This window comes from Syntrophomonas zehnderi OL-4, from assembly GCF_000983115.1.
GTDB classification, from domain to species: Bacteria; Bacillota; Syntrophomonadia; order Syntrophomonadales; family Syntrophomonadaceae; genus Syntrophomonas_B; species Syntrophomonas_B zehnderi.
In genome coordinates this window covers 26,019-46,292 of record NZ_CGIH01000032.1, presented here as the reverse complement: position 1 = coordinate 46,292, position 20,274 = coordinate 26,019, and the positions used below count along the sequence as shown (strand labels likewise).

Below are 20,274 nucleotides of genomic sequence, written 5' to 3'. Positions count from 1 at the left end.
TCCCCTACAGAATGACTTTTGGGTGAAAAGGGAACATTCCCCCTCACGCCTCACCCCTAACTTTTTAAGCCTCCAGCCAGGGGGTTAATTTGACGTTAATTCGATATTTTATTACTAAGGGACAAGTAAAATCCCTACGGCAGTTTAATAGATGATATAATATTTATGTTTAAATTTAATATTAACTAGGGAGGAAGCTTATGTTCCTGGAACAGGTGCTCAACGGTCTTACCCTGGGAAGTACTTATGCACTTATTGCCCTGGGGTATACCATGGTTTATGGAATCGTGCAGCTCATTAATTTTGCCCACGGGGAAATATATATGTTTGGGGCTTTTATTGGTCTTTTTCTGGTAACCGCCCTGGGATTAAACATTTTTGCAGCCCTGCTGGGGGCTATGATCTTCTGTATGCTGCTGGGAATGTTGGTGGAACGAATTGCCTACCGTCCTTTGCGCGGCAAATCTTCCCGCTTGTCAGCCTTGATAAGCGCCATTGGGGTATCTATCTTTTTATCTACGCTAATGGCCTTGATAAGAGGCCCTAATACCACCCGCTATCCAGAAATGATAGCCCAAAACACCTTCTACCTCGGCTCAGTTGAGGTTTCCGCCCTGCAAATAATTATCCTGGTGGTTTCTGCTTTATTGATGATTGGACTGCAGTTATTGATACAAAAAACCCGTATAGGCAAAGCCATGCGGGCCTGTTCTCAGGACATCGATGCTTCTTCCCTGATGGGTATCAATGTAAATAGGGTAATATCCTTTACCTTTGCCATTGGCTCCGCCCTGGCTGCAGCCGGTGGAGTAATGGTAGGGATTTATTATAATGCCGTCTGGCCTTATATGGGTACCATGGCCGGGCTAAAGGCATTCGCCGCAGCGGTTTTGGGTGGAATCGGTTCCGTGCCGGGCGCCATGGTGGGAGGCTTGACCCTGGGGATTTTGGAAATTATGGGGGTCGCCTACCTTTCTTCTTCATATAAGGATGCGATCGCTTTTGCGATTCTGATCCTGGTGCTGATTATTAGGCCGCAGGGTTTGATGGGTCAAAAGATATCAAAAAAGGTGTAGGTGAACTGGATTGGATGCATTTTTAACGCAGTATGTGGATGCTTATTATCTGCGCATTATGGTTTTCATAGGAATCAATATCATCCTGACCCTGGGCTTGAATCTAATCACCGGAGTAACAGGCCAGTTGTCCATGGGGCATGCTGGTTTTATGAGTTTGGGTGCGTATACCTCGGCTATTTTATCGGTACATTATGCGGTGCCTTTCTTTGTTGCGCTCCTGGCAGGAGCTTTGGTTGCGGCTTTGTTTGGTTTTCTTTTAGGGATTCCGACCCTGCGCTTGGAGGGGGATTACCTGGCTGTGGTTACTATTGGATTTGCTGAAATCATCCGGGTGTTTTTCTTGAATTTTGAACCGGGCGGAAAAGCCGTGGGGTTCTCAGGTATTCCGCAGAGTACTACCTTCACCGGGGTATGGATTGTAGTTATTATAGTAATATATTTAAATTACAAATTACTAAATTCGCGAGCTGGGCGATCTTTGTATGCTATAAGGGAGAATGAAATTGCCGCTGAGGCCTGTGGAGTAAATACTACCCGCATGAAAGTACTGGCTTTCACTATGGGCGCATTTCTGGGCGGGCTGGGCGGAGGATTTTTCGCCCATTATATGTATTTTATTGAACCAGGTAATTTCGGTTTTATGAAATCTATTGAGCTTTTAAATATGGTGGTATTGGGAGGAATGGGCAGTATCCCCGGTGTGATCCTGGGAACCGTTATCCTTACCATAGCACCGGAAATGCTGCGCATCGTGCAGGACTACCGGATGCTTTTCTACGGAGCCTTGCTGGTTATTTTAATGATATTCAGACCGAACGGCCTGTTGGGTGATGTACGGATTTACGATATTAAAAAGCGCCTGTTCAGAAAAGAGGTGTAGATATGGCCATACTGGAATTGAAAAATATCAGCCAGGAATTCGGAGGCTTGCGGGCGCTGGATTCTGTTAACCTGCAGGTGCAAGAGCAGGATATATTCGGTATTATTGGTCCTAACGGAGCCGGCAAGACTACTTTGTTTAATATTATTACCGGGATCTATGTACCCACTGAAGGAAATTTGGTTTTTAAAGGTCAGCAACTTAATAAACTGCCGGCCTATAAGATTGCCCGCCTGGGCATCGGCAGAACCTTTCAGAATATCAGGCTTTTTAATAAATTATCGGTATTGGATAATGTGCGGGTTGGCAGTCACGGGGTTACCCGCAGCACATTTATTGAAGGTATGCTGGGTTTACCGGCAACCCGCCGCGAGGAAAGGCAGGTTTTTGCTGATGCGCGTCAACTACTGGAACTGGTCGGTTTGGATCACAAGGAAATGGAGTACGCGGAAAATCTTTCCTACGGTGAGCAGCGGCGTCTGGAAATTGCACGAGCCATGGCCCTTAAACCTGCTTTGCTGCTTTTGGATGAGCCGGCGGCCGGAATGAATGCCGGAGAAAAAGAAGATCTAATGAAGCTAATCCGGCTGATTCGCGATGAAAACAAATTAACCATCATCCTGGTGGAACATGATATGAACCTGGTAATGAATATCTGTGAAAGGATTGCCGTTTTTGATTATGGAAAAAAGATTGCCGAGGGTACTCCCAACGAGATCAAGAACAATGAACGGGTGATTGAATCCTACCTGGGGGTAGGTGTATGAATCGTGCCCCAGTCTATTCTTTGCTGGCTTTCTCCGTTCTTTGCATGGCGACATCCTCCATTATTATACGTTTTTCTTCGGCTTCGCCCATGGTTATTGCGTTTTACCGGGTGACATTTACCGCGCTTCTGGCTGCTGTCCTGGGGAACTTTGCAATGATCAGGGAATTAAAAAATATACAGAAAAAGGACTATCTTTTTATTGGAGGAGCCGGTATTTTCCTGGCCCTGCATTTCTCCTTTTGGATTACCTCCCTAGGTTATACGAGCATATCCAGTTCAGTTCTTTTTACCAATCTGCAGGTTATTTTCGTCTTAATCTTTTCTATTCTGTTCTTGCACGAAAAGATCAACGCCTGGATTGGGGGGGGGATTTTTACCGCCTTAATCGGATGCACCCTAATTGCTAAGGGAGATCTGGTCAACGGAAAGTTGCTGGGTGATATGTTGGCCCTGGCCAGTGGTTTGTTTGTTGCCATTTATTTTATTATTGGCCGCCAAGTTCGTTCCCGGGTAGGAACCTGGACGTATACGTCACTGGTGTCCCTGACGGCCGCAATAATTTTGCTGTTGGCTTCGATACTCATGGGATTGAATCTGACTGAATACCCCAGCCGGGATTGGCTGTTGTTCTTTTTACTGGCTTTAGGGCCTGGTATTGCCGGGCATGGAATATTAAACTGGGCCTTGAAGTACGTAAAGGCTCCCGTTGTGGCAATTTCTATTTTAGGTGAATCGGTCGGAGCCAGTATCATGGCCTGGCTAATTTTTAACGAATACTTGCAATGGTATCAGATTATCGGTGGTATTTTAATTCTTTGCGGCATTTATTTGGCGGCTGCCAACGAAAACAAGATTACGTCTGAGAATAATAAACTGGTGGTTTAAATAAACCCAGACGCACAGGGGGACGGTAGCCGTCCTCTTGTGCGTCTGGTGTTATTTATACAGTTTGGTCCAATTGGAGGTGGGGTAGTAATGTTCTACGATTTGGCGCGCTGTTTTGCCTTCCTTGGCCATGGCGTATGCACCCCATTGTTCCATGCCGGCCCCATGTCCCCAGCCGCTACCTTTAAATATGATGTTATCGCCCTGGGCTTTAACGCTGCTTAGGCCTGTTGAATAAAGACGGTCAAATCCGACCCGTTGACGTAAATCAACCCCAGCGATGGAAGCAGTCCCCGCCGTGATGGCCAATGCCCTGCCGGAGGGACCTTTTTTACTAATTCTAATGTCATCTAAAGACCCCGCTTTGGGCCCCATGATACTTTTTATCTCGGAACGAGGTATTTTTACCGTCCAATTCCGGTATTTATCGGGAGCGTATTTTATGCCTTTAGTAGTAACAGGCTTAATATAGGTTCCGACTTTGTTTTTTAGCTTTGGAAAACTCTCATTGATGTCGGCAGTTTTGCCGTTAGATACAGAATGAAATTCCCCATACACAAATTTGCCATTATAGGTCAGAATTTCTCCCCGAGTGGCATCTACGGCTTGGGAGATTTTATCAGTAACCTTTTTTTCGTCATAAGCCTGAAATTCAGTATGGTTATCACTGGCATCTGTCCCGTGCTTGGCCCGGCTGCCTGATTCATAATTTATTAAAGCCAGGGTCATGGTTCGGGCGACAATGGCCTGAGCTTTTAAGGCTTCCATGGGGAATTTGGGCCCTATTTCAGCGGCTACGACTCCTTTTATATAATCTTCCATTTTAATCTGCTGTTTTTCCCCGGTTGCACTGCGATAAAGAGAAATAGTGGGTTCCGATTTTATCTTTTTTACTTCCGGGGCAAGTGCCGCCGGTTTTTTTTTCGGGCTAGGTTGGTCGGAGGTTTTTTGGCACCCGCTTAAGCTCAAGACAGGCAAAAATAGCAATAACATCAATAATAAAACAAGCGGTTTTTTAATTGCTCTAATCAAAATGCCATCTCCTTTGATCGTTTATGAGTTTTACATAGTTTTCGTTAAGTTTTACATAGTTTTCGCCTCGAACTAAATTGTTATAGCTGGCAATCTTAGGTATAATTATTTAGTACATTAGTTACCATTAAACCAAATATTGATGAGTGTTTAGGAAGTGAATCGTTTGGAAATCGTCCTGGTAGAACCTGAAATACCGCAAAATACCGGCAATATAGCCCGCACCTGTGCTTTGACCGGGACGCGTTTACATCTGATTAAGCCACTAGGCTTTTCTTTGGCCGACCGCTACATGAAAAGGGCCGGTCTGGATTATTGGCAGCAAGTGGAGGTTAGCATCTGGGAGAATTTTAATGAATTTGCTGATGCTTATAGCAACCATAACCTGTACCTTGCCAGTACGAAGGCTTCGCGCAGCTATGAGCAAGTACAGTATGAAACGGATGATGTTTTAGTGTTTGGATCTGAAACCCGGGGATTAAGCCCGCAAATACTGGATAGCTACCGTCAAAACATGATCCGTATTCCTATGATTGATTTAGGGCGTTCGCTTAACTTGGCTAATAGTGCTGCCATTATTCTCTATGAAGCTTTGCGGCAGAATAATTTTGCCGGTTTGCGTTAACAGTTTATCATTATCATAATGTGTATAAATTGTATAAAAGGTGGGGAGCAGCATGATGATTCATGGACCTCGGGTCAGCTTGCTTGATATGGTGGCTAGTTTTTCTGAAGCCCTGGATTTAATTAGCCCGGTAGTAGCTAATCATCACAAACAGGTTGCCTATATTGCTTTCAGTATAGCCCAGGAACTAAATCTGCCAACTCAAGAAACGATGGAGATTGCCCTAGCGGCTGGCCTGCATGATATTGGTGCTTTGTCCCTGCAGGAGAGATTGGATACTCTTAAATTTGAAGATCACCATGTCCAAAAACATGCCGAAATAGGATATTTGTTTTTACGAGAATTTGCCCCTCTGGCAAATGTCGCGATGTTGATAAGGTATCATCACAAACCATGGAATAAGGGCAGTGGGCTGCTTGACCGCGGGGTGGCAGTGCCCTATGGAAGTCATATTATCCATCTGGCTGACCGGATTGCGGTATTGATTAAGAAAGATATTGATATTTTGAGCCAGAGTGCAGATATTGTAAAAACGATCCGAAGCTATTCCGGAACCATGTTTAATCCCGAACAGGTAGAAGCCTTCATTCATTTGGCAAATTACGAATATTTCTGGCTCGATATTGTTTCTCCTTCCTTAAATGTGGTCATCACGCGCCGTTTGGAAAACCAGAGCATGGAGATGGATGTTAAAGAGATGGATATGATTGCGCAGTTTTTTGCTCGGATGATTGACTTGCGCAGCCCTCTTAATGCGCATCATTCCCGAGGTGTAGCTATAACTGCCGAGTATATTGCCAAACAGGCAGGTTTTTCCCAGCTGGAATGCCAAATGATGCGTATTGCCGGATATTTACATGACCTGGGCAAACTGGCCATCCCTCCCTCAATTTTGGAAAAGCCCGGTTCGCTGACGAAGGTGGAATATGATATTATTAAAAGCCATGCCTATTACACCTACCGGATATTGGGTAATATTAGGCAGGCGGATATTATTAATGTCTGGGCTGCCTTGCATCATGAGCGTCTGGACGGTTCCGGCTATCCCTTCCATATGAAAGAAAGAGCTCTTCCTTTGGGCTCCCAGATTATGGCTGTAGCTGATATCTTAACGGCGATATGTGAAGTGCGGCCCTATCGTCAGGGGATGGATCGGGAAAGTGCTCTTAAGGTTATGGACGGGCACGTGAAAGATAAAAAAATCAATGGTGACCTGGTTGGAATTCTGCATAAAAATTTTGATGAAATCGATAATCTGCGCTCGCGGGTGCAGAGTAAGAATGGTCTGGTCAATGAAAGGATAGAAGATATGCTGGCCGCAACAAAGGATCGAGTGTAAATATAGGTATTTTGTTAATGACCCGGCCGTTAATAGTAAAAAAAAACCCGCAAGGGTTTTTTTTTAGTGGTGATTAAACTGTTTGGTGGATTTATCAGGCAGTTTATTCATCAGCCGGCTCGGGTGCTTCCACCGGGCATACATCGGCGCAGGCACCACAGTCGGTACAAAGATCCGGATTGATCACATACTTGTCCTCACCTTCAGTGATGGCTTCTACAGGGCATTCATCTGCACATACGCCACAGCTTATACATTCATCGTTAATCGTATAGCTCATTGAATTCGCCTCCTTTGCTACAGTCAATTAATAGCATTATAAAGAACGCATTTTTTTTTGTCAATTTACTAATTTTAATATTAATGAGCTTTAAGAAAAGCGAATTTTTAAGCAATTTCAGCTAAGATAATCCTTCTTTTTTTACTTAAAATGCTTAAGGCAATTGCAAGAAAAAAACATATTAATCGTAAGTCATGATGAAAAAAGTAAGGGTCTTCCATCCCCTGGTTTTTAATATTATGGTATGATACTATACAGCAAAACGGCATACGAGAATGGGAGAAAGATATAATGCGTTTTATAGTAATGGCTAATGGAAAATATGGTGATCTTTCATTCTATAATCAATATTTGACCGGCCAAGAAACCATTTTATGTGCTGATGGAGGGGCCAACCATGCCTATAAAATGGGTGTGGTTCCCCAAATAATAATAGGAGATATGGATTCCATTTTTCCTGAGGTGAAAGAGTATTTTGTCAAAAGAAAGGTGACCTTTAAAAAGTTTCCCCGCCGCAAAGACTTTACCGATACGCAATTGGTTTTAACCAAGGCGGCCGAAATGGGTGCGAGTGAAATTATTTTGTTGGGTACCTTGGGGAGAAGATTGGATCATACTTTATCCAACCTCTATGGGGGTATAGAAATGGCGCAGCGGGGAATCAAGATTAGCCACCTGTCGCCGCGTTTAGCTGTTTACCTGGTGAGTAAAGAATTAGAAATCATTGGTCAGGCAGGCGACCTGGTCTCGGTTTTATCCCTTACGGAACAGGCCCATGGGGTTACGGTTCAGGGGTTTGATTATCCGTTGGATCAAGTTGTGCTGGAACAAAAGGTTCCTTATGCCATATCCAACGTACTGTCGGGTAACCGTGGGATGATCAGTGTAGATGAAGGAATTTTGGCGGTATTTCACTATTTTCAGGAAGGCGGAAATTAGCAGGGTCGGTTTCCATATTTTCAGTGTTCAAACCGATCCCGTCTGCCGGGAGACGATAGTTTGAGGATATTAATTCGTAGGGGAGAAGTAATGTGGACTTGAGTTTATTGTCCGGGGTGTTTGCTAGCCCCTGGGATATATTTCGCAATCTGCTCGATATCTTTATTGTAGCCTATGTCATATATCGTCTGCTGGGACTTATTCAGGGAACCCGGGCAGTTCAGCTGCTCAAGGGCTTGATGATCCTGTTGGTGTTTTCGGTTGCGGCCAGCTATATGCAGTTGGATATGCTTAATTGGCTGCTGGAGAAATTATGGATTTTCTTTGCTATTGCCCTGCCCATAGTTTTTCAGCCTGAATTGAGAAGGCTCCTGGAACAACTGGGTAAGGGTAGTTTCTTTAAGTCCAGCAGTACAGATGTTGATCCCCAGGATTACCAGGTGATTATAAAAGAAATAACTGACGCGGTCGGGATATTGTCGCGCAATCGGGTGGGGGCTTTAATTGTTATTGCTCGTGAAACCGGGATAGAAGAATATCTGGAAAGCGGGATAACAGTAGATTCCCTGGTTTCATCAGGTTTGCTTATTAATACATTTGTGCCCAATACTCCCTTGCATGATGGCGCCTTAGTTATAAGGGACGGGCGTATTTACAAAGCGGCTTGTGTTCTGCCTTTGAGTAATGACCCCCAATTACCGCCACAGTTGGGCACCAGGCATCGTGCCGGCCTGGGAATAACTGAAGTTTCAGATGCGCTGGCCATAATAGTATCCGAGGAAACCGGATCTGTATCCCTGGGGCGGGATAGAAAACTGATCCGCTATCTTGATGCGCAGAGTTTGAGGGAGTTGTTGGAAAAGGAGCTTATTAACGATGATGTTAAGCCTACCTTATGGAGGAGGTGGTCCCGGGGATGAGAGACTCTAGAAGCAGGAAGAAATCCATCGGACTTAAAGCCTTATCTTTGTTGATGGCCTGTATGCTTTGGTTCTATGTTGTTAATCAAGGTGGTCTAGCCAGCGGCAAAAACATTGTGGAGGCTGAGCTGCAATATTATAATATACCCTCTGGTTTGACCGTGGTCGGCCCTCAGACCGTATCTGTAAAACTATGGGGAGTATTTCGCGAAACAGGTGAGATTGTAGCCTATGTCGATTTAGCTGGGATGGAAAAAGGCAAGCATACGCTTCCTGTCAAGGTTCAGCCGGTTAAAGGAGCTATGCTGACAACGGTGCAGCCTGACAAGGTGGAAGTTGAATTAGAGGAATTAAGAGAACACCTAATGCCCATTAAAGTTGAAGTAATACAGAATCCCTCCGCGGGTTTTGAACTGCGGGAAGTAAATATATCACCTGACAAATGTATGGTAATAGGAGACCCGTCCGTCGTAAACCGGATAGCCGTAATTACTGCGCCGGTTAGCCTGGGGGATAGTAAGGGAATCAGTGCATATACAGTCGCGCTGGAAGCAAGGGATGCTCAGGGCAATAAGATCAGCCAGGGATTTTCCTTGCTGCCTGAAAAAGTGAAAGCTTATGTAGTGGTGGAACCAACCCAGAAGCAGATAAATGTGCCGATAAAACCACAGATTAAAGGCAAGCCCGCTGAAGGATATCGAGTGGGAGAAATCACCGTTGATCCGGCCATGATCAGCCTGATGGGTGAAAAAATAAGAATAGATATAATAACGGAAGTATTGACCCGGGAAATTGATATTAGCGATAAGAAAGAGAGTTTTGTCCAGGCAGTTGATATTATCGTCCCGGAAGGGGTGACAGCCACACCAATGCAGGTAAATGTAAAAGTTACTATTGAGAAAGTGAATGATAAGGTCATTCAGGAATGAAGCCCCGGGTGCGTTGATAAATAAAAAAATGCTATACTCGGCTTAGATCTGTGCAGATTCCAGGTTAATAGGGGAATTTTGGGGATCTTCTTACGGCTATAAATGTTAACCATCTGTTACTAAAAAGCATAATAATAAATAATAGCTATTTAACAAACTAAATGGGGAAGTAGAAGATAAACCTGACCACTCAACCCCTGATGCGGAATAAAGTGGCGCTGTTTACATTATAATTCCGGCTGTTTAACTAGAACTTGAATGTTAAAATAATTGACAACAGCAAAGTTTGGCGATTTTTAGATTAGTTGCAATATGCATCTGCAGGTTATAAAATCCAGCAAATATAATAAGTCTAATTCATATTTTGGAGGTAATGATCGTGGGAACATTGTTCGGTACTGATGGAGTAAGAGGGATAGCCAACCTGGAGCTTACGCCGGAGATGGCTTTCGACCTAGGCAGAGCCGGCAGTTATGTGCTGAGCCAACACAATAGCTGCACCCGGCCGCGTATAATGGTTGGCAAGGATACCCGGGTATCAGGTGATATGTTGGAAGCCGCATTGATCGCCGGCATATGTTCAACCGGTTCAGATGTCCTAACTTTGGGTGTGATACCAACTCCGGCGGTGGCCTACCTGACCAGGCAATACGAAGCTTCTTGCGGGATCGTTATTTCGGCTTCCCACAACCCGGTTGAAGATAATGGTATCAAATTCTTTGGCCCCAACGGCTATAAGCTGCCCGATGAGATCGAAGCCGAAATTGAACAGCTGGTTCTGGAGGGAACGAGTAATCTGATTCGTCCCCAGGGCCAGGAAGTAGGAAGAGTATATGATGTAGCTGAAGCCCTGAATCGCTATCTGGATTTTTTATGTTCCTGCTACAGTGAAAAAACTAAGTTAGATGATTTATGTATTGTAATAGATTGTGCCAATGGCGCAGCCTATCAGGCCGCCGGCCTGATGTGGGAGAGACTAGGAGCCCGGGTTATTGAGATCAATGCCCAGCCCAATGGGATCAATATTAATGATCGCTGTGGCTCGACCTATACCGAAGGTTTAAAAAAAGCTGTTTTGCAGCATAAAGCCGATCTGGGTATAGCTTATGACGGGGATGCTGATCGCTGCATTGCCGTTGACGAACGGGGCAATGAACTAGATGGGGATTACATCATGGTTATATGTGGTCTGGATATGGTGCGCCGCTCCAAGTTAAAACCGGCTCGTGTAGCCGCAACTGTAATGAGCAATATCGGTCTTGATATTGCCCTGAGGCGGGAAGGAATAGAGGTTGACAGCTGTGCGGTAGGGGATCGCTATGTGTTGGAAAAAATGCAGGAAACCGGCGCTCTCCTGGGGGGGGAACAGTCCGGGCACATTATTTTCCTTAATCATGCTACTACTGGCGATGGACTGCTGACTTCACTAAAACTGGCCGAAGTAATAAAAAGAACCGGCTTGCCTTTGTCGGAACTGGCCGCCGAAATGGAAAAGCAACCCCAGTTGCTGGTTAACGTTCGGCTGGAGGATAAGGATACTATCCTTAATCATAAACTGGTTACCGCTGCCTTAATCCAGGCTGAAAAAAGACTGGGTGAATTCGGCAAATTGGTAGTCAGACCTTCGGGAACCGAGCCGATGGTAAGAATCATGGCCCAGGGTCCTGAACAATACCTGTTGGAGGAGGTGATAAGAGATATCAGTGATGCTATAAAGGCAGCCCAGGAAAGTAATAGTTAACAGACACGGATAACACTGCGGAAGCTTCGGCTCCGGCGGCGGCTGCCAGGGAATCAATATTACGGAAAGGCTTCAACAATTGTTTAGCTAATAAACAATAATTAAGAAAAAGTAAATTTAACAACCCAGGGATACCCTCGAATGGCAATTTAAGGATTATAAAGCTAAAAATACCGAAATTCGAAAGTACAGAGACTTATTACCCGGTTTTTACTTTCTGACTCAGTTTTAAGCGCCTGACCCGGTATTAGATTAGATTATGCGTCATAATGCCGGGTGACGAGGAGGGGGTTTATCGAATCTCGGCGGATGCCCCCCGGTTGCCACAATCGTAAATATGGTTACAAAACGTATAGCAATATACCAACAAAAAGCCATATGCGTGGAACCCACTGAGGGACTTTCCTGCTTGCTTCAGTGGGTGTGGATTTGTTTGTCAATGGCACCGATTTAATAGGTGCTGCGCTTTAATTAACAAGCGGAGGTTATTATATGTGTGGAATTATGGGTTATATCGGTGACGGGCCAGCCGTGCCGGTTATTATAAACGGATTGAGCAAACTTGAATATCGGGGATATGATTCCGCTGGTTTAGCAGTCTATCAAGAGCACAGCTTGCAAATTAGCAAAAAAAAAGGACGTTTAAATGAGTTGGTAGAGGCCATGGGTGATTATCCTCCCACCGGTCTGGCTATTGGGCATACCCGCTGGGCCACCCACGGCATACCCAGTGACATGAATGCACATCCCCATATCGATTGCAGCGGCAGAATAGCCCTGGTGCACAACGGTATTATTGAAAACTACGCCGGTTTACGCAAGGAATTAATGCTCAAAGGCCATGACTTTGTTTCTGAAACCGACACCGAGGTAATCGCTCATCTGATTGAGGAGTACTATCAGGAATCATTGGAAGAAGCTGTGCGGGAATCACTTAAACACTTGCAGGGTTCTTTTGCCATCGCCGTAATCAGTGCCGAAGAACCTGACAAAATAATTGCTGCCAAAAAAGACAGTCCCATGGTAGTTGGCCTGGGCGAAAACGAAAACTATCTGGCTTCCGATATTCCCGCAATCCTAGGCAAGACCAATCGGGTTTATATTATTGAGGATCGGGAATTCGTAGTTTTGCAGAAGGATATGGTCAGCATAACTGATTTTGACGGGCGACCCATTAAAAAGGAACTATTCCCCATCAATTGGGATCCAATTGCAGCTGAAAAGAATGGGTATGATCACTTTATGCTTAAAGAAATACACGAACAACCCGCAGCCTTACGGGAGACCCTGCGCGGAAACATTAAGGATCAGGTGGCAGACCTGGCTCATTTCAACATCGATGATATTTTCGCGGATGTGAAAAAAATCTACATTGTAGCCTGCGGAACAGCTTATCATGCGGGTCTGGTCGGAAGGTGGGCCATAGAAAAACTGGCCCGTATTCCGGTGGAAACCGAAATTGCTTCCGAATTTCGCTACCGAGATGTTCTCTGGCATCCCCAGTCATTAATGATTGTTATCAGCCAGTCAGGTGAAACGGCTGATACCATGGCGGTATTAAGAGAAGCCAAACGCAACGGAATCAGGGTTTTAGCTGTAACCAATGTGGTTGGCAGTGCGGTATCCCGGGAAGCTGATCGGGTAATTTATACCCACGCCGGACCTGAAATTGCCGTGGCCTCAACAAAAGCTTATTCAACCCAACTTTTGATTATGTATCTTCTGGCCCTGCACCTGGCCCGGGTTAGAGGAACCATGCCCTTAAATGAGCTGAAAGAGCTAACCGGAGAGCTTGCCAGGATCGATGGTCTGGCAGAAAAGGTTTTTGAGCAGCAGAATAGAATAAAAGAAATGGCTGCCAGACATAAAGACGTGCAAAACACCTTCTTCCTAGGCCGAGGTTTTGACTATGCCGTAGCTATGGAAGGTGCCTTAAAACTTAAAGAAATTTCATATATTCATGCCGAAGCGTATGCAGCCGGCGAATTAAAACATGGTCCCCTGGCCCTGATATATGAAGGGGTGCCGGTTTTAGCCCTCATCACCCAGGATCATCTGGTGGAAAAAACCATGTCAAACATTAGAGAGGTCAAGGCCCGAGGTGCAATAGTAATTGCTATCTGCAAAGCTAATCTGCAGGAATCCTGTCAGGAATGCGACGAGCAGATCATTCTGCCCGATGTCAACCCCATCCTGGCTCCCATCGTAGGGGTCATCCCCTTGCAGATCTTTGCCTATTACATGGCGATTTTCCGAGGAGCGGATGTAGATAAACCCAGAAACCTTGCCAAGAGCGTAACAGTAGAATAAGGAAGCAGCCTGATGTTCTTTCTGCTTCCCCGGTAAATTCTGTTTATAATTATATTAAAAACACGGTTATTATTTTGCCCGCAGAGCTGTATAGGGGTTAGCTCTGCGGGTCTTTTTATGATGTCGTTTTTAACCATATAAAAGCGGACGTAAAGCGACTACTTAAGGGGGCAGAAACTGGCCCTGCAGTTAATATGAGGGCCTCAACAAGATTGATATGTTGCTATTTGACCCATTTAAGACATTTATAAAAGATAACAAAAAATTAAGCAGGTATATTAGATATTTTAGAGAAATTAATATAATAAACAAAACCCAACGTAAACTAAAACATTAAACAAACATAAACCAACTACAACTAACCAAATAGATTAACTTATCACTTGCCGCAAGTACTAGCGTTTTATGGAAGGAGATTATAGGTGCAGACAGTTTTAAAGCAGAAAATCGCAGCAACCGGAAATAGCAAAAGCAATACTGGCAGGATAGGGGTTCTTTTGCTGGTGCTTGTCGTTATATTTATTCTTTCCTTTACTCTGGGGCGCTACTCTGTTCCGCCTAGTCAACTGCTGCAGGTCTTGGGTGCCCAGATATTGCCCCTGGAAAAAAACTGGGGTGATACGGTGGAAACAGTCATTTTTCAAGTACGCTTGCCCCGTATATTGGCTGCCATAATGATAGGTGCCGCACTGTCTGCGGCCGGAGCCGCCTATCAGGGGATGTTTAAAAATCCGTTGGTTTCTCCTGATATATTAGGGGCCTCTGCCGGAGCTGGTTTCGGAGCTGCTTTGGGTATTTATTTTGCTATGAGCATGGTAGGAGTGCAGATAATGGCGTTTATAGGTGGCCTGGTAGCAGTTGCCCTGACCTACGGAATTAGTCTGAGGATTAAGCATGATCCCATGCTGGCGCTTGTACTATCTGGCATTATGATCGGTTCGCTGTTTACGGCAGCCATTTCTTGCATCAAATATATAGCGGATCCGTACGATAAGTTGCCGGCTATTACCTTCTGGTTAATGGGGAGTCTGGCCTCTATTAATCTCCAGGATATTTATATGGTAGTAACGCCTATAATGGTCGGGATGATAGTGCTTTTTTTATTGCGCTGGCGCCTTAACGTTATGGCTATGGGAGAGGAGGAAGCCCAGGTACTGGGCCTTAACACCAGACGGTTAAAAACCATAGTTATTCTTTGTTGTACTCTTATGACAGCCGCCTCAGTTTCCATTGGTGGTCTGATTGGCTGGGTGGGACTGGTAATACCACACTTAGCCCGCATGATTGTTGGGCCTAATTATCGGGTGCTGTTGCCGGCATCTATTTTACTTGGAGGTGCTTATTTATTATTAGTTGATGATATGGCTCGTTTGCTGGCCAGCATGGAAATTCCGCTGGGAATCTTGACTGCGCTTATAGGCGTACCTTTCTTTTTATATTTATTATTAAACAGTAAGTGGGGATGGAAATGAAGCTAAAGCTCGACAACTTAAGTTGTGGATATGGACAACGAAAGGTGTTGGAAAACATATCCCTGGAAATAAACGGGGGAGAAGTAATCGGCCTTTTGGGGGCCAATGGTTGCGGTAAAACAACCCTTATAAAATCTATCCTGGGATTGTTGCCAACTCAAGGAGGAGAGGTGTTGCTGGACGGTAAAAACATTAAGCGCTGGACTTCTGCGCAGATTGCCCGGGTAGTCGGCTATATCCCGCAGATGCATACCCCGCCGTTTCCCTTTGAGGTATTGGACGTTGTGCTAATGGGGCGGACAGCCCATATCAACCCATTTGCATCACCCTCCTCCAAGGACGTAAAAATCGCCGAACAGGCATTGGAAATGTTAAATATCACCTATCTGCGGAATCGAATTTACACCGAAATAAGCGGAGGTGAGAGGCAACTGGTATTAATTGCCCGGGCACTGGCTCAGGAACCGAAAATACTTATTATGGACGAGCCAACCTCAAGCCTTGATTTTGGCAATCAGATTAAAGTCTTAAGCCATGTCAAGCAACTGGCGGGATTGAATCTGGCTATCTTAATGTCGTGCCATTTTCCCGAACATGCTTTCCTTTATTCTAACCGTGTGGTACTCCTGAATGAGGGGAGAATCTTACATAGTGGAACCCCTGGCGAGACTATAACGGCTGAAAGACTTAAGACACTATATGGTGTGGAGGTAGAAATAGTATCGGTCATAAACCGGCTTAATAAAGAGTTGAAAGTTTGTATACCATCAGGTTATTTCCGGCCGGAAATAGATTTAGCACAAATCTCAGCAACAGAAAGAAACTATGCATTGGCAAATTATTAAACATTTTTTCAAACCTATAAAGCCAGTGATACGGCAGGTGATGCCGACAAGATTATTAGATAGGAGGATTTTTCTTGAAAAGTGGAAAAAAGCTAATAGTGGTTCTGACCATGCTGACCTTAATCATGAGTTGCTGTTTGGCCGGATGTGGCAAGAGTGGGACAAAGGAAACTAATAAACCAGCCCATCCTGAAATGCGTACGATTACGGATATGGGAGGGCGGAAAGTTACGGTACCCACCAAGATCGACAAGGTCTTTTGTGTAAGCCCGGTGGGTACTATTTTAGTTTATACTTTAGACCCTGACCTGTTAGTTGGCTGGAACTATGATCTGCGTCCCGGGGAAAAAGAATATATACTCCCCAAGTATCAAAGTCTGCCTAATCTGGGAGGTTGGTATGCCAAGGCCACCTGTAACACTGAAGAACTTTTAAAGATCAAACCTGATGTAATCCTATCGATGGCTTATCTGGATGCAGAGCAGGTAGATAAAATTGAGCAGCAGACCGGCTTGCCGGTTGTAATGATTGATGGTGATGATCTCATGAATTTAGATAAAGCGTATGAGTTTGCAGGCAAGTTACTGAATATGGAAGAAAGGGCTAATGAATTAAGCGCTTACTGCCGTGAAACAGCTAAAGATGTTCAAGCCAAGGCAAATACTATTTCTGACAGACAGCGCGTTAAGGTATATTATGCGGAGGGAGCCGCCGGTTTGGAGACTGATCCCAAGGGATCAAACCATACCGCAACTTTGGATATCGTAGGAGGGGTAAATGTGGCTGATGTTGCTATGAAAGGCGGCATGGGCATGACCCCGGTTTCACTGGAACAGGTACTTGCCTGGAATCCTGATATTATTATCAGTTGGAATGATACCCAGGGGGGATATTACAGCAAAATGCTGACTGATTCTAAATGGCAAAGTATAACTGCGGTTAATAATAAAAAAGTCTATGCCGTACCCAGCGGTCCATTTAACTGGTTTGACCGTCCCCCTTCTGTAAACCGGATACTGGGCTTAAAGTGGCTGGGCAACCTTTTATACCCCGATGTCTATAACTATGATATGGCCAAGGAAACCCGGGAGTTTTACAAGAAATTTTACCATTACGATCTATCTGATCAGGAAATAGAATCTTTGCTAAAAGACTGCGGGGGTATATAACCAGACTTTTAGCTGGAATAGCTGTAATAAAAGCGCTTTTCTTTGAGGCAAGGTGGTAATTTATATCGCCTTGCTTTAATATAACTGCAACAAGCTAAAAAAGGAGGAAGGTTCTATGGCGATCAATGCACTTGAATTCGATGAAATTGCCCGGGAGGTTTTTGCCCCCATTTATCCGGTAATAGCCGCACAAATAATTGACCGAACCGGAATAACCAGCGGTTGCTGTCTGGATATCGGATGCGGCGGCGGGTATCTGGGACTGGCCCTGGCGCGAATCAGCACGATGGAAATGATATTGTTTGATGAATCTGCAGACATGTTGGATCTGGCAAAAGGATATATACATGAAAGTGGCTTAAAAGCCCGGGCTAAGACTCTGCAGGGAGATGTTCACTCCATACCTCTGCCGGATAATAGTGTTAACCTGGCGATTAGCCGGGGCTCTATGTTCTTTTGGGAAGATCAGGTGCAGGCCTTTAGGGAAATCTACCGGGTACTGGCTCCAGGGGGAATGACCTGTATTGGCGGGGGATTTGGAAATCAAGAATTACTGAAAAAAGTAGAAAAAGAGATGCTAAAGCGGGATCCACAGTGGGGAAAAAAACGGCAGCAGCGGGTGGGCAAGGACAAGGTGGCCGATTATAAGGCCAAACTGGAACAGGCCGACATAAGCCGATTTGAGATCCAACAGGATGAAGCCGGTTTATGGATAATGATAAGCAAGACGGCTTAATATAAAAAAGGACTTCACCCCTGTATTTGCCGAGTTAATAAGTGACTAAACCAAAAACCCAAGACAAAAAACGAAAAGGGAAGTCACTTATGGATATTCGGCGATGATACGTTTTTTCCTTTGAAGATGCCATAAATTTAGTTGTAAGCTGGGGTAATATTAGGTAGGAAGTGACTTTAGCATCGGGTTGCTAAACGATGACCTAAACAGTGCAGAATTCTTGATGACGAATAATAATAGGGATATAATGAAATTAAATAGGGCGAATATTGTGAGGATTTTTCGCCAGTTATGCATGGTAACCAAAATAGCTGAGAATAATAAAGTAAAGGAGGGCTGCAAGGAGTATTGGAAGAAACATTAAGTGTTTTTGCGGTGTTTTGCGGTGTTTCCTGAATTGATATGGGATTCGATTACATTGTCGGAACTAGAGTAAAAGGAGGAAATACGAATGGACAGAGCATGGTACAATTTTTACGATAAGGGTGTCCCACATTCTATTGATTACCCGCACAAACCCATGAAGGATTACTTTAATGAGTGGGCTGACAAGAACCCGGATAAGGCTTATTTAATATGGGATGATCAACAACTTACTTATGCTCAGGCAAATACACTGGCGAGAAAAACCGCCCATGCTATTCTATCAATTGGCTATCAAAAGGGCGACCGGATTGCCCTGATGAGTACCAATCTCCCCGAATACGTAATATTGCTTCAGGCCTGCTATAAAATTGGGGCTGCTATTGTTCCTACCAATCCTATGTACACAATTCCTGAATTGACACATCAGTTCTCAGATAGTGAGACATCTATTGTGTTTGTGGAAGATCGTTTTGCCGGAAAAGTTGTGGAGACCAAGAAAAAAGGTAAAAACCAGATAAAAACCATAGTAGTATTGGATTCCCACACTGATGCCTCCCAGGATTTTGCCGGGGAAGTATTGACTTACGAGGAGTTTATTGCCTCTGGAGCGGAGGCGGAACCGGATATCCCTATAAACTTTGAAGATTTAGCTATGCTGCAGTACACCGGAGGCACTACCGGTTTATCCAAAGGTTGTATGCTAAGTAATGCCAACCTGGAGGCTATAGCCTGGCAGGATGTGCATTGGTTCAAAGCTCCTTATGATAAACCCGAGGATATGCGGATAATGGCAGCCATGCCCCTATACCATATTTATGGTTTTAATACCAGCGTAAATATTAATATGGTAGCCGGGGGGAACATTATCGTGGTTAACGGACCAACCCCGGACAATCTACTTTTTAATATAAACAAACACGAACCCAACTTTTTTGCTGCTGTCCCAGCCATGATATATGGTCTTAACCAACATCCGGATATCGGCAGTTCAAAGATAAAAAAGATAAAAGCCATGATCTGCGGTTCCTCGCCCCTTGCAGTTGAGGGCTTAAATCGCTTTGAGCAGCTTTCCGGCGCGGTGATCACCGAAGGATATGGTTTGTCAGAGACCTCCAATGTAATAACCTGTAACCCCATGTATACCAAAAGAATAATAGGCAGTGTGGGAATTCCGTGGCCTGATGTGGATATTCGCATCGTTGACCTGGAGAACGGTACCAAAGATATGCCTGCCGGTGAACCGGGAGAATTGATCGCCAAAGGGCCTCAGAACATGAAATCCTACTGGAAGAATCCTGAAGAAACAGCGAATGCGATTAGGGATGGCTGGCTATATACAGGCGATATAGCTACGATGGATGCGGACGGCTTTATCACTATCGTGGATAGAAAGAAAGATATGATTTTGTGCAGCGGATTTAATGTATTCTGCCGCGAAATTGACGAAGTCCTCTACACCCATCCCAAGGTGCTGGATGCTTGCACCATCGGCATACCTGATCCTAAACGGGGTGAAACCCCTAAAGTGTTTGTCATTTTGAAACCGGGCGAAACCATGACCGCGGATGAGGTTAAGCTGCATTGCCGCGAGAGCCTGGCACCGTACAAAGTACCTACCCATGTTGAATTTATCGATGAGCTTCCCCGTACCAATGTGGGAAAACCGATGCGTAATGAACTGCGTAAGCGGGAAATGGCCAAACGGGGTTAATAATAGACGCGGATAACGCGGCGACCTTTGGTCGCCCCGATGTAGCGGAAGCTTTAGCTTCCGGTGGGAAGCAGAGCTTTCCCATCTGTATAGCGAACCATATAGTAAGAAAATAGATTTTTAATAGACGCGGATAACGCGGATTACGCGGATTTACGCAGTTTAATAGACACAGATAACCCAGATAAGACAGATTTACACAGCAACCTTAATTATGAACGAAGTTCATATCAGTAGTCCCCGCAGG

General features: G+C 44.7%; 18 protein-coding genes. 16 read left to right on the top strand and 2 right to left on the bottom strand.

The features are described 5' to 3' along the window. The first annotated feature begins 200 nt into the window (after window positions 1-200). From AAV90_RS09820 to AAV90_RS09805, 4 genes are read left to right on the top strand one after another with little or no spacing between them, the layout of a single operon-like run. Window positions 201-1,076: a branched-chain amino acid ABC transporter permease gene (locus AAV90_RS09820; protein WP_046498413.1), complete on the top strand. Its 876-nt coding sequence runs from the start codon at window positions 201-203 to the stop codon at window positions 1,074-1,076. 10 nt (window positions 1,077-1,086) lie between these two features. Beyond that, on the top strand, window positions 1,087-1,959 hold the full coding sequence (locus AAV90_RS09815; protein ID WP_242847535.1) for a branched-chain amino acid ABC transporter permease: 873 nt from the start codon (window positions 1,087-1,089) through the stop codon (window positions 1,957-1,959). A 2-nt stretch (window positions 1,960-1,961) separates the two neighbouring features. Further along, a complete protein-coding gene (locus AAV90_RS09810) occupies window positions 1,962-2,726 on the top strand; it encodes an ABC transporter ATP-binding protein (protein WP_046498409.1) in 765 nt (254 codons plus the stop codon). Further along, a complete protein-coding gene (locus AAV90_RS09805; RefSeq protein WP_046498408.1) occupies window positions 2,723-3,613 on the top strand; it encodes a DMT family transporter in 891 nt (296 codons plus the stop codon). Before AAV90_RS09810 ends, AAV90_RS09805 begins: the two co-directional genes overlap by 4 nt. A 51-nt stretch (window positions 3,614-3,664) precedes the next feature. Here AAV90_RS09805 and AAV90_RS09800 read toward each other — a convergent pair whose 3' ends face one another. Next, on the bottom strand, window positions 3,665-4,645 hold the full coding sequence (locus AAV90_RS09800) for a SpoIID/LytB domain-containing protein (RefSeq protein ID WP_052729719.1): 981 nt from the start codon (window positions 4,643-4,645) through the stop codon (window positions 3,665-3,667). A 157-nt stretch (window positions 4,646-4,802) separates the two neighbouring features. On the opposite strand from AAV90_RS09800, the gene trmL reads away from it, so the two are divergent. Beyond that, a complete protein-coding gene (gene trmL, locus AAV90_RS09795; protein WP_479725403.1) occupies window positions 4,803-5,270 on the top strand; it encodes a tRNA (uridine(34)/cytosine(34)/5-carboxymethylaminomethyluridine(34)-2'-O)-methyltransferase TrmL in 468 nt (155 codons plus the stop codon). Window positions 5,271-5,322: 52 nt separating this feature from the next. Further along, window positions 5,323-6,609, top strand: coding sequence for an HD domain-containing phosphohydrolase (locus AAV90_RS09790; protein WP_052729718.1), 1,287 nt, complete (start codon window positions 5,323-5,325; stop codon window positions 6,607-6,609). A gap of 103 nt (window positions 6,610-6,712) precedes the next feature. Here AAV90_RS09790 and AAV90_RS09785 read toward each other — a convergent pair whose 3' ends face one another. After that, window positions 6,713-6,889, bottom strand: a complete 177-nt coding sequence (locus AAV90_RS09785) for an indolepyruvate ferredoxin oxidoreductase subunit alpha (protein ID WP_046498402.1) — start codon at window positions 6,887-6,889, stop codon at window positions 6,713-6,715. 291 nt (window positions 6,890-7,180) lie between these two features. Here AAV90_RS09785 and AAV90_RS09780 point away from each other — a divergent pair, with 291 nt between their 5' ends. The 10 genes from AAV90_RS09780 (at window position 7,181) to AAV90_RS09735 (ending at window position 20,027) form a co-directional block, all read left to right on the top strand. Further along, window positions 7,181-7,828, top strand: a complete 648-nt coding sequence (locus tag AAV90_RS09780; RefSeq protein WP_046498399.1) for a thiamine diphosphokinase — start codon at window positions 7,181-7,183, stop codon at window positions 7,826-7,828. A gap of 98 nt (window positions 7,829-7,926) precedes the next feature. Then, window positions 7,927-8,748 (top strand): diadenylate cyclase CdaA, encoded by an 822-nt coding sequence (gene cdaA / locus AAV90_RS09775; protein ID WP_046498566.1) that lies wholly within the window; start codon window positions 7,927-7,929, stop codon window positions 8,746-8,748. Beyond that, a complete protein-coding gene (locus AAV90_RS09770) occupies window positions 8,745-9,677 on the top strand; it encodes a CdaR family protein (protein ID WP_046498397.1) in 933 nt (310 codons plus the stop codon). Before cdaA ends, AAV90_RS09770 begins: the two co-directional genes overlap by 4 nt. 379 nt (window positions 9,678-10,056) lie before the next feature. Then, complete coding sequence (gene glmM / locus AAV90_RS09765) at window positions 10,057-11,418, top strand: phosphoglucosamine mutase (RefSeq protein ID WP_046498395.1); 1,362 nt, start codon at window positions 10,057-10,059, stop codon at window positions 11,416-11,418. 492 nt (window positions 11,419-11,910) lie between these two features. Continuing rightward, window positions 11,911-13,728 carry a glutamine--fructose-6-phosphate transaminase (isomerizing) gene (gene glmS, locus AAV90_RS09760; RefSeq protein WP_046498393.1) on the top strand — a complete coding sequence of 606 codons (1,818 nt, stop codon included), beginning with the start codon at window positions 11,911-11,913 and terminating at the stop codon, window positions 13,726-13,728. A gap of 422 nt (window positions 13,729-14,150) precedes the next feature. After that, complete coding sequence (locus tag AAV90_RS09755) at window positions 14,151-15,200, top strand: FecCD family ABC transporter permease (RefSeq protein WP_046498390.1); 1,050 nt, start codon at window positions 14,151-14,153, stop codon at window positions 15,198-15,200. After that, window positions 15,197-16,045, top strand: a complete 849-nt coding sequence (locus AAV90_RS09750) for an ABC transporter ATP-binding protein (protein ID WP_157609538.1) — start codon at window positions 15,197-15,199, stop codon at window positions 16,043-16,045. The genes AAV90_RS09755 and AAV90_RS09750 overlap by 4 nt, the downstream gene beginning before the upstream one ends. Before the next feature lie 74 nt (window positions 16,046-16,119). Then, complete coding sequence (locus AAV90_RS09745) at window positions 16,120-17,214, top strand: ABC transporter substrate-binding protein (protein ID WP_242847534.1); 1,095 nt, start codon at window positions 16,120-16,122, stop codon at window positions 17,212-17,214. 115 nt (window positions 17,215-17,329) lie between these two features. Further along, window positions 17,330-17,950 carry a class I SAM-dependent methyltransferase gene (locus tag AAV90_RS09740; protein WP_046498387.1) on the top strand — a complete coding sequence of 207 codons (621 nt, stop codon included), beginning with the start codon at window positions 17,330-17,332 and terminating at the stop codon, window positions 17,948-17,950. A gap of 451 nt (window positions 17,951-18,401) precedes the next feature. Further along, complete coding sequence (locus AAV90_RS09735) at window positions 18,402-20,027, top strand: long-chain-fatty-acid--CoA ligase (RefSeq protein WP_046498385.1); 1,626 nt, start codon at window positions 18,402-18,404, stop codon at window positions 20,025-20,027. Window positions 20,028-20,274 lie beyond the last annotated feature (247 nt).

Bases quoted from the DNA above. Each gene is read 5' to 3' on its own strand.
- AAV90_RS09780 (WP_046498399.1), top strand. From the start codon at position 7,181: ATGCGTTTTATAGTAATGGCTAATGGAAAATATGGTGATCTTTCATTC.
- AAV90_RS09805 (WP_046498408.1), top strand. From the start codon at position 2,723: ATGAATCGTGCCCCAGTCTATTCTTTGCTGGCTTTCTCCGTTCTTTGC.
- AAV90_RS09770 (WP_046498397.1), top strand. From the start codon at position 8,745: ATGAGAGACTCTAGAAGCAGGAAGAAATCCATCGGACTTAAAGCCTTA.
- AAV90_RS09810 (WP_046498409.1), top strand. From the start codon at position 1,962: ATGGCCATACTGGAATTGAAAAATATCAGCCAGGAATTCGGAGGCTTG.
- AAV90_RS09790 (WP_052729718.1), top strand. From the start codon at position 5,323: ATGATGATTCATGGACCTCGGGTCAGCTTGCTTGATATGGTGGCTAGT.
- AAV90_RS09735 (WP_046498385.1), top strand. From the start codon at position 18,402: ATGGACAGAGCATGGTACAATTTTTACGATAAGGGTGTCCCACATTCT.
- AAV90_RS09820 (WP_046498413.1), top strand. From the start codon at position 201: ATGTTCCTGGAACAGGTGCTCAACGGTCTTACCCTGGGAAGTACTTAT.
- glmS (WP_046498393.1), top strand. From the start codon at position 11,911: ATGTGTGGAATTATGGGTTATATCGGTGACGGGCCAGCCGTGCCGGTT.
- AAV90_RS09750 (WP_157609538.1), top strand. From the start codon at position 15,197: ATGAAGCTAAAGCTCGACAACTTAAGTTGTGGATATGGACAACGAAAG.
- AAV90_RS09740 (WP_046498387.1), top strand. From the start codon at position 17,330: ATGGCGATCAATGCACTTGAATTCGATGAAATTGCCCGGGAGGTTTTT.
- AAV90_RS09785 (WP_046498402.1), bottom strand. From the start codon at position 6,889: ATGAGCTATACGATTAACGATGAATGTATAAGCTGTGGCGTATGTGCA.